This is a genomic window from Ammoniphilus resinae (assembly GCF_017873965.1).
Taxonomy (GTDB): Bacteria; Bacillota; Bacilli; order Aneurinibacillales; family RAOX-1; genus Ammoniphilus_A; species Ammoniphilus_A resinae.
The window spans coordinates 20697-34791 of sequence record NZ_JAGGKT010000029.1; the positions used below are offsets into that span (position 1 = coordinate 20697).

Annotated in this window: 14 protein-coding genes and 1 pseudogene; 13 read left to right on the forward strand and 2 right to left on the reverse strand. The window is 40.7% G+C overall.

The window, feature by feature from the left end:
* Positions 1-21 precede the first annotated feature (21 nt).
* Positions 22-876 (reverse strand): malate synthase, encoded by an 855-nt coding sequence (locus J2Z37_RS23735; RefSeq protein WP_209812822.1) that lies wholly within the window; start codon positions 874-876, stop codon positions 22-24.
* 681 nt (positions 877-1557) lie between these two features.
* Between J2Z37_RS23735 and J2Z37_RS23740 the strand changes: the two genes are divergently transcribed.
* The 11 genes and pseudogenes from J2Z37_RS23740 (at position 1558) to J2Z37_RS23790 (ending at position 10834) form a co-directional block, all read left to right on the forward strand.
* A complete protein-coding gene (locus J2Z37_RS23740) occupies positions 1558-2178 on the forward strand; it encodes a hypothetical protein (protein WP_209812823.1) in 621 nt (206 codons plus the stop codon).
* Between the two features lie 91 nt (positions 2179-2269).
* Positions 2270-2899, forward strand: coding sequence for a hypothetical protein (locus J2Z37_RS23745; protein ID WP_209812824.1), 630 nt, complete (start codon positions 2270-2272; stop codon positions 2897-2899).
* 57 nt (positions 2900-2956) lie between these two features.
* Positions 2957-4093, forward strand: coding sequence for a hypothetical protein (locus J2Z37_RS23750; protein WP_209812825.1), 1137 nt, complete (start codon positions 2957-2959; stop codon positions 4091-4093).
* A gap of 3 nt (positions 4094-4096) precedes the next feature.
* Complete coding sequence (locus J2Z37_RS23755) at positions 4097-4417, forward strand: hypothetical protein (RefSeq protein ID WP_209812826.1); 321 nt, start codon at positions 4097-4099, stop codon at positions 4415-4417.
* 372 nt (positions 4418-4789) lie between these two features.
* Entirely contained in the window at positions 4790-5803 is a 1014-nt protein-coding gene (locus tag J2Z37_RS23760) for a sigma-70 family RNA polymerase sigma factor (RefSeq protein WP_280922262.1), read from the forward strand.
* Positions 5804-5871: 68 nt separating this feature from the next.
* A complete protein-coding gene (locus J2Z37_RS23765) occupies positions 5872-6300 on the forward strand; it encodes an SRPBCC family protein (protein WP_209812828.1) in 429 nt (142 codons plus the stop codon).
* Between the two features lie 29 nt (positions 6301-6329).
* Positions 6330-6719 (forward strand): annotated as a pseudogene (locus tag J2Z37_RS23770) (VOC family protein); the annotation flags it as partial.
* A 756-nt stretch (positions 6720-7475) separates the two neighbouring features.
* Positions 7476-8648, forward strand: a complete 1173-nt coding sequence (locus J2Z37_RS23775; protein WP_342453879.1) for an iron-containing alcohol dehydrogenase — start codon at positions 7476-7478, stop codon at positions 8646-8648.
* A gap of 29 nt (positions 8649-8677) precedes the next feature.
* Positions 8678-9721: a TRAP transporter substrate-binding protein gene (locus J2Z37_RS23780; protein ID WP_209812829.1), complete on the forward strand. Its 1044-nt coding sequence runs from the start codon at positions 8678-8680 to the stop codon at positions 9719-9721.
* A gap of 19 nt (positions 9722-9740) precedes the next feature.
* Positions 9741-10055 (forward strand): NIPSNAP family protein, encoded by a 315-nt coding sequence (locus tag J2Z37_RS23785; RefSeq protein WP_209812830.1) that lies wholly within the window; start codon positions 9741-9743, stop codon positions 10053-10055.
* Between the two features lie 113 nt (positions 10056-10168).
* The gene (locus tag J2Z37_RS23790; RefSeq protein ID WP_209812831.1) at positions 10169-10834 is read left to right on the forward strand and encodes a FadR/GntR family transcriptional regulator; all 666 of its coding nucleotides are present in this window, start codon (positions 10169-10171) and stop codon (positions 10832-10834) included.
* 18 nt (positions 10835-10852) lie between these two features.
* Here J2Z37_RS23790 and J2Z37_RS23795 read toward each other — a convergent pair whose 3' ends face one another.
* Positions 10853-12136, reverse strand: a complete 1284-nt coding sequence (locus J2Z37_RS23795) for a sensor histidine kinase (protein WP_209812832.1) — start codon at positions 12134-12136, stop codon at positions 10853-10855.
* 381 nt (positions 12137-12517) lie between these two features.
* Here J2Z37_RS23795 and J2Z37_RS23800 point away from each other — a divergent pair, with 381 nt between their 5' ends.
* Both J2Z37_RS23800 and J2Z37_RS26205 read left to right on the forward strand, forming a co-directional pair.
* Positions 12518-13003 (forward strand): CBO0543 family protein, encoded by a 486-nt coding sequence (locus J2Z37_RS23800; protein ID WP_209812833.1) that lies wholly within the window; start codon positions 12518-12520, stop codon positions 13001-13003.
* 52 nt (positions 13004-13055) lie between these two features.
* The gene (locus J2Z37_RS26205) at positions 13056-13454 is read left to right on the forward strand and encodes a CBO0543 family protein (protein ID WP_425340350.1); all 399 of its coding nucleotides are present in this window, start codon (positions 13056-13058) and stop codon (positions 13452-13454) included.
* Positions 13455-14095: the final 641 nt, after the last annotated feature.

A 14095-nucleotide genomic window follows, 5' to 3' on the forward strand; every position in this document is an offset into this window, starting at 1 on the left:
GCTAAGACTATGGGATAAAATCTATATACGCATCAATGCACCATGAGGCTCTGGTAATTCTTCTTGCCAGATCCGATTCATTTTGCAAAAATATTCAAAGAATTTCTGTGCCAGTTCTTGTTCCTGTGTGTCCCTTTTCAAAGAAACAATATCATGTAAAATTTGAGCCATCCAAACATTATAGAAATAACGGTATTTACCTGTATTCCAAGTCATTTTGTGAGGGGATTTTTCATTTAAATAATATTTCCAAAAACGCATTTTATCAGATTCCTGTTCTGTAAGTTGTAGTCTAAGTTTTGAATGAGCAGGAATAGATCCATCTTCACAAAACTTACCGATAAAATCTTTATCCACCATATAAACACCTAAGATACGTCTGTCTTTTTCAGGCATACTGGGATCTCTTGTTGTTAAAAGGCAGACACTATTTTGGTATATGCGGATAGGTTTGTTTGGCTTTCCTTTGTTATTACCGCTTTTTATTACGCCAGTGAAAACTTTCCACTCTGTAAAAACCTTAGTTCGTTCTTCGTCGTCACACCAAAAAACCATTTGTGATTCGGGATGAAGTTTATGATTTTTCATAAGTTTTTCATGTTCCAAGTGAAGTTGCTGTTCTTTACGTTGTCGGTCAATTTCTTCTTCCTTTTCCTGTTCTGCCTTCACTCGTTCCATTTCCTTTTTTTGCATAATGTTTTCAAGTGAATGGGCAGCAACTTTATCCTGTAGCTTTAGGTGTTTTTCAAATGCATCGGGAAAAACAAACTTTTTACTTTCCGTTGCAAAATGTATTTCTATGAAAGAATCATTATGTCCAACAATACTTCCTTTGCCAAAACGCTTGTGTGTTACTTCTTTATTGATTAGATTCATTGTTTTTGTCCTCCTTGAAGTTTGAAGCCCAAATTTCTGTAGTGCCCTTTCTATTTGGTTAATACCCTTAACGAGTGTTCCATTAAAACTGTCACTTTTCTCCTTTGGTTTCTTCGATTTGAGGAAGGGATATAAAAAAACGTACCCATATTCTATCTGCAAAAAGATTACAAAAAGAATGTGAAATACGTCTAAAAAATTATTTAATATCATTGTAACTTTTTCCTGGAAATATTGCAAATTTTTTTATTGACAATTTAATTTATCGTAATGTAAAATAAAAGATTATTTTATTTGCTTAGCTAATGTTTCCCTCCATATTGCAGTAACCGGTAGAAAAAAAGCGCTAGTTCTTTAAATCCTGAAGAACCAGCGGTAATACCTATTGTCGCTAAAGGGGTCTGACCCCATCACTGAAATAAAGCGTTACCTCGGTGAAGTTGAACATTGCACCCCTTCACCTACCATGTAAACGTTTGTCAGTTTTCCGCAAATATTGTAATAATTCTTGGAAAGTTTTAAATATTAATTTATGTGCTGCTTATAGTACTCTTATACTAGAAAATAGTTGAGGCACAGGTAACTTAAAAGTTTTGGCCCAATACAACCAAATGTTTTAAATCCAACTTTTGGGCTAGTCAATGTATCTAATTCAAAAAACAAATTCAAGGAGGAAGATGAATGCGAAAAAAGTGGTTGCTTCATTCTTTACTGGCAGGGATGATGACCATCCCGTTAATGGGTTTTAGCTCACCTGACGCACCGGGTCAAACCAAGATGAAACCGAATGAGATTACGTTAGAAAGCGGGGGGACTAGTGTTCCGTTTACATTAATGGAAGATCCTCCGCCATTTTTCCACCAACCAGAAGATGGGATTATTTCAGGGGGGCTTGGTTGTGTTCCTGATATCCATGAATTTAGCAAAAGTACCCCGGGTGAACACATTGTCTTTACGGCTGGGATTAGCGAACTAGAGGATAGAGAAGAGGCTCTTGCATTAAATGATCAGTTCACGATTTATGTAGAAATCATCAGTAATGGTGGAAAGAATGTAGAGTTGCCTTTCAATTATCATATTGGCCCCGACGGGAAGGATATGGATCCCAATACAGGAAAACCGTTCTGGGTAAGTGCTGTCTTTTTTGATGCAGAAGATGCACATCCTGGATCTGCCGTTATAGACCTTCCAACAGGTGATTACAAATATCAATTTAAAGTAAAAGAAAATAGCAAAAACAATAAGGGTCATGTTCTGGATGTCTGGGCCCCTGAAAACAATACGATTACCATTGTAGAATAACTTAATAATGAGGCAGGGATGAGGAGCAGAACAGGGCTCCTCATTCTATTAAGATTATACGTTTTAAAGAAAAAGCTCAAGGAGGAAGATGATGCAAAAAAAGTGGTTGCTTCATTCTTTGCTGGCAGGGATCATGACCATCCCGTTAATGGGTTTTAGTTCCCCTACTAATACACCTGGAGAAACCAAGATTGAATTTAATCAGTTGACATTAGAAAGCGGGGGGACTAGCGTTCCGTATAAATCGATGGAAGCTCCTCCGCCCATTCTTCACCATCCAGAGGATGGGATTATTTCGGGGGCTGCTGGGTGTCTCCCGGATGTTCATGTGTTTAACAAAAAAATCAAGGATGAACACATTGTCTTTACTGCGGGCATTACCCAACTAGATACCAGGGAGAAGGCGCTTGCTCTAAATGATAAACTCACGATTTCTGTAGAAATCAGCAGTGGCGGTAATAAAATTTTAGAATTACCTTTTGAATATCATATGGACCCCGAAGGGAAGGATATCGACCCGAATACAAACAAACCTTTCTGGGTGTCTACTCTCTATTTTAATGTAGAAGGTGCACATCCCGGCGCTAACGTTTTAAACCTTCCAACAGGTGAGTACGAATATCAATTCAAGGTAAAAAACAATGAAAAGGGTCATGTTCTGGATGTCTGGGTCCCTGACAACAATAAATTTACCCTCGTAGATGAGGAAGTTAAAAAATAAATGGGAAGCAGGATGAGGAGCAAACACGCTCCTCATTCTATTAAAAGGAGAAGAAACATGTCCAAAATGAAAAAAGATTACTATTTTTATATCCTCCTCGCCTTTACACTTCTATTTACTGGGGCAACAGCCAATGCCGAAGAGACGGAAAATGCCACGATATCTGTCTTCCCAGGTGAAATGACGCTTTCTACGACGAAGGGAGTAGTAGGGACTCCTGTTCATTTCTCGATTAAAGGGCTTCAACCCCATACTGAGACAAACCTAGAATGGAAAACGGTGGAGGGAAACTATGACCTGAATGGATTGTATGAATTTACGGGCGTTTCCTTTAAGGACAAAGTTGTTCCTTTGACAAGTGGGACAAGTGATGCCAATGGACAGCTGGCAGGAGATTTTGCGATCCCAAGCGGTTTTGGGGGAAACCATACCATTTATGTGAAGCAAGCTGATCAACTCATGACCCAAGCGAACGTTCATGTCAATCCAACATTTGAAATGACACCATCTTCCGGACCGATTGGCACCGAAATTACGATTACCGCAGATGGAATTGGTTATGCAGATATGGAAAGGAATTGGCAGCTAACTTACGACAATAAGTTCACAGGGCTTTTCACAGCGATTACAACCGATGGCAAAGCCGTAGCCAAAATTCGCGCCGCAGGCCCAGTTGGAAAGCATACGTTAACCATATGGCACGGATATCTAGGGATGGCTTACATCAATCATGAACAAGCCCCCACCTCCTATTTGCCTGTCCCTTCCTTTACCTTTGAAGTCACCAATGAAAAAATCGATAAAACACATTACGTAGAGGATCTCCCGACCGCTGCGAATGGTGGAGTGGTGATGCCTGAACTCAAAAATGAGCCTGGAGTCACTGTGAGCTTAAACAAAGATGCGGGGACTGTTGGGGAAATGGTGACGATGAAAGCCAATGGTTTACCTAAAAATCAAAAAGTGGACGTCATCTGGAATACCATGAGAGGTAGCCGCGTTTCCGGAAATGGCTTTGGAGAAGAACAAGCTGGTCTATTTACAATGGAAACGGATCAACAAGGTTCCTTTACGAAAACCTTTCCTGTTCCGGATGATTTGGGCGGGATCCCGCACCGAATCGATTTAAAAGTGAATGAAAAGATATACGGACAAACCTACTTAAGTATTACTCCGTCCATTGTAAAAGTTTAACCCATGTCTGGTCCCGCAGGAACACCTATTCAAATTGAAATCAAAGGGGTGGGGTGGACTGAATACGATAACACGTATAATCTCACCTATGATAATGGTTATGTTGGATACGTTTGTGGGTTTAATAGTGCAGGGACGGTGATCGTCAATCTCATCGCTTCCGGTGAACCGGGTTACCATCTCATTGACTTTTACCCTGGGATTTACCGTGGAAAACAACAGAAGCCTGACATCTATCTGGCCCCACAGTTGACGTATGAGAATGATCATCCCGGGAGTGCCATTCCTGCTATACGCTTGGGTTTTGAGGTCGTGAATCCATAGTTTAGTCAATGGTGAAGTTGAACAGGGAACGACCGAGGGTAGGATCGATTTCGGGAATTTGGCTTATTGGGATATTCCAAAAGACCAACCTAATCTGGTTGGTCTTTTGTCACTTTATTGAATAGGGTCGCGGACTTGTCCACTCTTCTACGAAATCAATAGATTTACAAAATTCAATATTGAGTATACTATGCTTATGAAAATGTTTTTATTTTACTTGATATATTTCCCTTGATACAAAAGAGGAACAAATTGCTTTATTGCAGCCGACACTTTACATGGCATATTAACAGCAAAAGACATAGATCCCCCGGGTATACTCCACTAGTTCGTCTTGAACTAATCGTAAGGGAGAGTACATAATGGCAAGACTTGTCTACTTGGAAGCCTGAAAAAGAGTCTCAGGAGGAGGTCCAAATGAACAAAACAGCACGGGAGCATGCAGAAGAACTTCAGTTATTTGACAGCTTAAAGCCGGAGTTAACATCGTTCTGTTATAGAATGCTAGGATCGATCGATGACGCAGACGATGCCGTTCAGGAAGCCTTTATTCGTGTTTGGCAAAGTTGGAACTCATTCAGACAGGAGTCCTCTTATAAAACATGGGTATATCGGATTGCTTCAAATATATGCCTTGACAAGCTAAGGCAAGCGAAACGCCGCACTCGTCCTGTTGACTTTTCTGACCCCGCGGTATCCATTGTTGCACCAAGCGAAACGTTGCCTGACTCATCCTGGATCTGGCCTGCCCCCGCATTTTCGGAAGATCCGGAGGATAGACTCATTCGTAAAGATACTCTTCAACTCTGTTTTATTACACTCTTGCAAATCCTGCCACCACGTCAACGTGCAGTTCTCATTTTGAAGGACGTATTTGAGTGGACCTCCAAACAGATTGCAGAAACGTTAGGAATGTCGCCCGCAGCAGTGAACAGCGCCTTGCAAAGAGCCAGAGAAACGATGGATCGGGCGAAACTCCGTTCTGAAGAATACAGCTTGATGGATGTCAAGCCAGATCAAGAATTGCTCTCACGGTATGTGGAAGCTTTTGAACGATATGATATCCATGCACTGGTAGCCTTGTTTCATGAAGAAGGTCACATGTCTATGCCGCCATTCCCAATGTGGGTACGCGGCAAGGAAGATTTATTCCAATTTTTTTCGCTTACACGCTGGCATTGTGACGGGTCCCGGTTTTTGCCGACTACGGTGAATGGCGGGTACCCTGCTTTTGCGCAATATATGCCGAGCAGCGAAAAAACCAGCTTGGTCCCATGGGGAATTCACGTCATTGTCGTGAAAGAAAAGAAGATATTTCACATCCAAAATTTTATTAACACAAAATTATTTTCCCGATTGGGACTTCCTGAACAAATAGACCGATGAATATGGCAATCGATTTTCGTCTATATAAATGAGGATAAAAAAACAATAACCGAGTGAGGTGCTTCAAAATGGAAACAAGTAATCAAAAACAGAGAGTAACCGTTCAGGCAGTCATTCAAGCGCCAGTAGAAAAAGTATGGAGGTATTGGACTGAAACGGAACACATCACGAAGTGGAATCAGGCTTCAGAGGAATGGCACTCGCCAAGAGCGGAAAATGATTTGCGGGTTGGCGGCAAGTTTCTTACAAGGATGGAAGCGAAAGACGGCAGCATGGGCTTTGATTTCGGAGGGGTATACGATGTGGTGAAGCAGCATGAGCAAATTTCATACACAATGGGTGATGGGAGAACAGTGGATATCACCTTCATCAATAAAGGAAATGAAACGAAGGTCGTTGAAATTTTTGATGCGGAAAGCACCCATTCTATTGAAATGCAACAGGCGGGCTGGCAGGCGATTATGGACAATTTCAAAAGATATACAGAAGAGTTTTAATGACCAATCGAAATTCTGAGGTGATAGAAATGGCATTTACATCTAAACACATTTTTGTGAACTTGCATGTTAAGAATGTAAAACAATCCATGGCGTTTTTCACGGGGCTCGGCTTTGAGTTCAATATGCAGTTCACAGATGAGGAAAAAGCGTCTTGCCTTGTGATTGGAGAAAACATGTTTGTAATGTTGCTTACGGATGAATATTTTAAATCCTTTACGAAGAAGGAAGTCGTTGACACCGACAAGTATGCCCAATTGACCATCGCGTTGTCAGCCGAAAGTCAGGAAAAGGTCGATAAAATCGTCAACGAAGCAGTATCCTTGGGTGGGAAATTATACACCGATCCAGCAGATCACGGTTTCATGTACCAATGGGGCTTCCAGGACCTGGGCGGCCACAATTGGGAAATCGCATATGGATATGAGTGCGGCCGATCCGTGACAGGAAGAAGAAGAAGAGGCAGCCTCCAGTCAGAAAATGGCCCGATTCGTGACAGGAACAAGGAAAAGAGGCTGTACCCAGTCAGAAAACGGCCCGATTTGCGACAGGAACAAGAGGAAAAGGCTGTACCCAGTCAGAAAACGACCCGATTCGCGACAGGAACGAGGAGAAGAGGCCGTACCCAGTCAGAAAACGGTCCGATTCGCGACAGGAACGAGGAGAAGAGGCCGTACCCAGTCAGAAAACGGTCCGATTCGCGACAGGAACAAGGAGAAAAGGCTGTACCCAGTCAGAAACCCTCCCGATTCGTGACAGGAACAGGAGAAGAGGCAGCTTCCAGTCAGAAAACCGACTTCTCCCTCAGCACACAAATCTTAAAAATGCCGCGGTCCCTTTTAAGGGTCCAGCGGCATTTTAAATTTCCTTAAATAAAACCAAAACCGAAACAGCTTGTAATACAATAAAAACAACATAAACATAACTTGTATAACAACATTTCGACAAATAATGATAAATAATTAAAAAATACGCTTTATTTCATGCTAAAATGGTGTTATTATAGAAAAAAGTTAATATATTAACCAGAATACAAGCATTTATCAAAACAGGTGTAATACAAGTATAACAGTAATTTTACTAGTTGAACTACAAGTTGAGGAAGGAGGAAATATAAAGACGACGAATTGTATCCACTTGCATGACCGCTTTTGCTACTTGAGAGGAGAGATATCGTGTTAAATTGGCCAAATCGATTTTTTATGCCAACTCAAATGGAAGTTGGGAAGGGACTTGCACAAAAAATTGGGGAAATTCTAAAACCCTATAACTACAAAAACATATTAATCGTAACAGACAAAGGTCTTCTACAAGCTGGGATTTTGAAGCCGATAGAAAAATCTCTGGAGGAACATGGGATTCAATACGTCATCTATGATGAAGTAGAACCTAATCCGAGTGCTCAAATTGCGCATCGCGGTTCAGATGTGGCAAAGGAATATGGATGTGATGCGGTTTTGGGTGTCGGTGGAGGAAGCAGCATCGATACGGCCAAAGGGATCGCCGCATTAGTCAAAAATAAGGGGAATATTCTGGACTTTGAAGGTGTAGGCAAACTTTCCGAACCTGCGCTCCCAATCTACGCGATTCCCACCACAGCCGGAACGGGAAGTGAAGGAACCGCTTCAGCGGTTTTCACCAACAAGGAAACCCTTTATAAAGCAGTGATCATTAGTCCCTATCTTTATCCGAAGTTAGCCATTCTTGATCCTTTACTCATGGTAGAGTTACCTGCATCGATTACGGCCGCAACAGGAATGGATGCGTTAACACACGCTATTGAGTCCTATACGTCTAAAGGTGCCAATCCGATGAGTCAGGGATTAGCGATCCATGCCGTGAAGATGATCCGTGAAAATCTGCTGAAGACTTATTTTGTGGGTACGGACATCGAAAGCAGGGAGAATATGCTGGTTGCCTCGATGATCGCCGGAGTAGCTTTCGCCCAGTCCCGTTTGGGAAATGTGCATGCGATCTCCCATACCTTTGGCGGGGTATTCAATATCCCTCACGGGATCGCAAATGCTACTTTATTGCCATATGTCCTTCAATTTAATCTACCAGCATGCCCGGAGAAAATGAGAGATATTGCGGTGGCATTAGGAAAAGATGTATCTGGATTAACTCCAATGGCAGCTGCTGAGAAGGCGGTTGAGGCCGTGGTAGAAATGAATGAGGCTCTTGGAATTCCGAAAACAATTAAGGAGCTTGGCGTTACACTGGATCATTTGCCACACATGGTTACAGATGCGATGAAGAGTGGAAACATCTTAGCGAATCCAAGGTTAACGAAAGCAAATGACGTGCAAATGATTATTGAAAATGCTTACCATGGGGTTCTTTCCTAATATAAAAGAAGAGGGGCAATTGATAGAATATGAAAAAATTGAATTTTTGTATCCTGAGTCTTACACTTGCGATGTCTACCTTTTTGACGGCTTGTTCTTCAAATACAGAAACTGGACAAGCGAATACGGGTTCTAACGAGAAGAGCGAGGGAACGAAGACGATTAAAATCGCTCACTGGTATGCGGCTGATCATGTTGTTAATATTGCGTTGAATGAAAAATTTAAGACACTGGTTGAGAAAAACTCGAACGGATCCCTAAAAGTTGATGTATACGCAAACAGCCAACTAGGTGGGGAAGAGCAAATGTATGACAGTGTTCGTGCCGGAACGCTAGAAATGGCGGAAATTGGCGTGATCATGGAACCGGAGGTACCTAAGATCGGGATCCTTACCCTGCCTTATTTGTTTAAGGACTTTAATCATGCGAAAGAGATTTTGTTCGGGGAAATCGGTGCTGATATCGGTGCGCAGCTAGAGGAAAAGACCGGTCTTAAGTTTATGGGGTATGGAGTCAATGGATTCCGCGTCTTCTCCAGCAACAAGCCGATAGAAAAGATAGAGGACTTCGAAGGGTTTAAAGTAAGAATGCCAAATATACCGCAGATGATTGCAGTAGGCCAATCACTGGGGGCTGTTGTCAGCCCCATGCCCATTTCGGAAATCTTTACTGCGCTCGAACAGAAAGTAGTAGATGGACAGGATAACCCTTACTCTACGCTACGCGCGAATACCTGGTATGAAGTGCAAAGCCATGTACTGGAATCAAGACATATGTTTTTACCGAATACGCTTGTTGCCAATCAGAAGTTTTGGGATAGCCTGAGTCCTGAGCAACAGAAAATCGTGCAAGACGCGATTACGGAATCAACGGCATATGAATGGGAACTATCGGAAAAGAGTGAACAAGACGATAAGAAGTTCTTGGAGGAAAAGGGACTTAAGATTACTGTTCCAGATGAGAACTTTAGAAACCAAATGATCGAAGCCACAAGCAATATTTACGACAATTTCTACGAGAAAAATGCTTGGGGGAAAGAAATCGTAGACAAAATTAAAAGCCAAGAGAAATAAAAGAATAGGAGTGAAGAACATGTATTATGAAATGAGAACCTATACGATTAAAGTAGGAAATGTCCCAGCATACCTTAAACATTTCGAAGAAGTAGGATTACCGATTATCACGAAATATCAGAAACTAGTAGGATGGTGGTACACTGAGATCGGTGAACTCAATCAGATTATCCATATTTGGGAATGGGAAAGCCTAGACCATCGTGCGGAACAAAGAAAAGCCCTTTATAGTGACCCGGAATGGCTTGAGAAATTTATTCCGACTGCTTTTCCGATGCTTGAGAATCAAGAATCGAAACTTATGGTTGCCGCTAATTTTTCACCAATTAAATAATCAATGGTTTCTACCTAAAACTACTGTCCCTCCTGTAGCGGGATGGTAGTTTTTTTATCGAAACATAATATAATATATAATAAATCTATCCAAAATGATAAGTGGTGTTAACTATGTCCAACGAACTTAGTACTAGTGATAAAGTTTATGATTATATCATGGAGAAGATCGTTTCTAAAGAATGGAAGCCCAAAATGAAGATCATGTCAGAAAACCAACTCTGCAATGAGTTAAACGTGAGCAGAATTTCTGTCCGACATGCTTTGGGAAAATTGGTTGCACTCGGGATCCTTTCTAAAAAGCAAGGCTATGGTACAGTTGTTAATGAGATGAAACCCTCCATGTTATTTAGAAATTTGCTCCCCATTTTCGCACTAAATGAAAATGATATTAAAGCAGCATTAGAATTCCGCATTCATTTTGAACCGTCTAATGTGATCATGTTTATGAAAAATTGTACTCCCAGCAAGGTAGCTGAACTCAAAGAAATCTATGAACAAATGAAAATAAATTATAACAATCAAGAGAAATTTTATCTTTACGATTACAATTTTCATAATTACATAGCTAAGGGAACGAACAACCCGATTGTTAAAAGTATCTCTGATATTATGCACAGTGTTTTACAATATAACGTCAAACAAATGAATACTAATGTTGGATCAGATATTGCCATCTATTATCATCAGGCCATATTGAACGCCATCGAAAATCAAGATGCTGAATTGGCAGCACTGCTGATGAGAAGACATCTTGAAGAAATTTTAAGTAAGCTATAGGGCACCGGAGTGTGTTGCTTAGATTGTTTGTGCATGATCTGAAATATTTTCATTTTTTAGCACAGGGAATGTAATGGTAAATTGGGTCCCGCCCTGTGGAACACTACGTACAGATACTGAACCGCCTAATTCGTGAATGGCTTGATAAGAGAACGTTAGTCCTAGGCCAGTACCCTTTGTTTTTGTCGAGAAATAGATCGACCCCAAGCGATCGACTTGTTCCTTACTCATCCCAATTCCATTGTCTTTAATTGTAAGGAGTGCCTTTCGAGTAACAACTTCCATTCGAAGGGTTACTGCGCCACTAGAAACATTTGTACAAGCTTCAATAGCATTTTTAATAAAATTAACAAGGACTTGTTTTATATTATCCTGATTCGCCAAGATTTGAATTGGGCCGACTGCTGTATCCATATCTAAGTGAACATTGTGCATATTCGCGTAAGGCCTCATCACATCGATAACGGCTTGTAATTGATGATATAAATCAACGACTTCCCGTTTTTCAGTAATTGGCTTAGATATGGAAAGGTACTCAGAAAGTATGCCTTCTGTGCGCTGGATCTCCCCCGAACATATGTCAATATAGCTTTCTACTTTCTCCCTTTCCAATGGACTTTCACGAATCAATGTTAAAAAACCTTTCACTGCCGTTAACGGATTTCGCACTTCATGAACAAGCGAAGCCGCCACATGACTGACCGCTTCCATTTTTTCGTTTTTTGCATAGGTTATAAACAATTCCTTATTCGAAACCGCCCTCTGAAATAACGCAATTAAAAGCCAAATCCCAATCGCATTTTGAACAGGGATCGCAAAGGTATGAAACACAGGATGCGATGTAACGTCCACAGGATTACGTATATAGATCGTAGCTAATGGAATGATGGAGATGATAAAACCTGACGTTAAAATGACCAGCGATTTCCGCTGGGTTTTTTGATAAATATTATATAAAAGAACGGACAGAGGAAACGCGATCGACATGGTAATCATCGAAGGCCATGTTCCTTCTCCACCTAAATAAAAACGGTAAAGTACGAATTCAAACAGCAGAAGAAAACCCGTCTGTAGACCACCAAATATGAGCCCGAAAAACATGATAACAAATCTACTATCATAAAAGAAACCGGTAATGACACCTGTACCAAAGGTCATAGATAGGAACAGACAAAGTACGCTGGTGATCATGATAAACTTACGATCGTAATTTCGCATCTTATCTCGATAATAGATGTTAAACATGACAAACGGCATAAGGGAAAAAAAGTGCTGCAGTAATATCTCCTTTGCAATATTCAAGAATTTTCACCCTTTGTATTTTTATTAATAGTTGGAATTGAAATAAGTATAGCGCTTACAGGGGGAAATTACCATGTTGGAAAATTAAGACTTTCCCGATTGGAAAGGGTGAAGGGCTTTCGTACGAATGTAATATTGTTATAGATTTGCTCATGGGATTGCGAAGTCAAGTATTAGCATTTATATAAGCATGATGTAATCCATGGTGACATACGAAACAATGAATAGGTTATTTCAATTACATAGGCTTTATATCCTTTGGAGGGGGATACGCCGTGATTACGTGTCGAAACGTATGGGTATGAATCAAATAGGACAATAATGTTAACGACGGTTGTTGTTTTGACCAAGTAAGATAAAAATGAATAAGGACGTACAGACATGTTGTTCTTTATTGGGCGTTTTATAATCGTCTGGACTCTATGGTATATACTTGCTGATAAAAAACGTTGGAGAGAGATTTTTCCGGTATCTATATTTGCGGGGCTATTGGGGTCAACTACGGACAATCTAACCATGCACTATAAATTATGGGAATATCATAGTTCAAATGGTTTACATCCTTGGATCCTTAAAGTCATGGATGACTGGGGGATCTATATGGTTGTTGTATATCTGTTCATTCAATGGCTTCCTGAAAATCAGACATGGGGTAAAATGTTTGGTTATTGGTTTATTTGGACTGGATTGGCTATTACTATTGAATGGATTCACGTGATCACAAACCATATGGATCACCATCTTTGGTGGACCTATGGGCATTCCTATATTGCGGATTGGGTTTTGTTCTGGCTGTTTTACGAGTTTCACAAGAAGTTTCGGTTAAAAAGTCTTTCAAATGATGGGGTTAGTAGCCGTGCAAAATGAATTTTGGTTTCCCTATACGATATTGATTATAAACCTTCTTATTATTTGGTTTATGCCAAAACGAATAGCTAAACAAGAAATTTATATCCTGTGGTTTGCACTAGCTGCTATTGCACTATACACAGACGTACTTTTTGGGGTTGTCTTAGATTTATTTGATTATGGGAAGAGCCCTAAGGTGGTGTTTTTAGAACTACCCATTGAGGCTTTGTTACCCCCTTCTTTTGGAATTATCTTTTTAAATTACATGCCAAAAGATCGCATGAAATACCTAAGATACATGATCTGCTGGGTTGTTTTTTCAACTTTTTTCGAATGGATCACAGTATGCATAGACTACCTATCCTACAAGGGATGGAAGCTTTGGTATTCGGCGGTAATTTATACAATTGTTTTTATTTTTATACGATGGCATTATTATTTTATTCGGAGGGTATTAAAGGTTAAATAGAATGACTTATTGATTAGATCCAAAAGAAGGGTTGTGAAGCGCCCTTTTTAAAGACTCTTGGTTTTCTTCGCGTGACACATAGCCAAATCGGCATGGTGAAGTTAAGGTCTCCTGGGTCCATCATAAAATAGAGCGGACTGTATAGCCTCTATTTTTAGCTAAGTACTACAAATCCGGGGTTATCCGGACTCCAAAGCCGTTATTTCACCGTTCAGCCCCCAATATCAAAGGATTTAAAGGAAGTAAGATCACCTGAGTCCGGATCACCTCAAGAAAAGGGGAGTCTGAACCAAATAAGGTCTCCTGGGTCCATCACAAAATAGGGCGGACTGTATAGCGTCTATTTTTAGCTAAGTACTAAAAATCCGGGGTTATCCGGACTCCAAAGCCGTTATTTCACCGTTCAGCCCCCAATATCAAAGGATATAAAGGAAGTAAGGTCATCTGAGTCCGGATCACCTCAAGAAAAGGGGAGTCTGAACCAAATAAGGTCTTCTGGGTCCATCACAAAATAGGGCGGACTGTATAGCGTCTATTTTTAGCTAGGTACTAAAAATCCGGGGTTATCCGGACTCCAAAGCCGTTATTTCACCGTTCAGCCCCCAATATCAAAGGATATAAAGGAAGTAAGGTCATCTGAG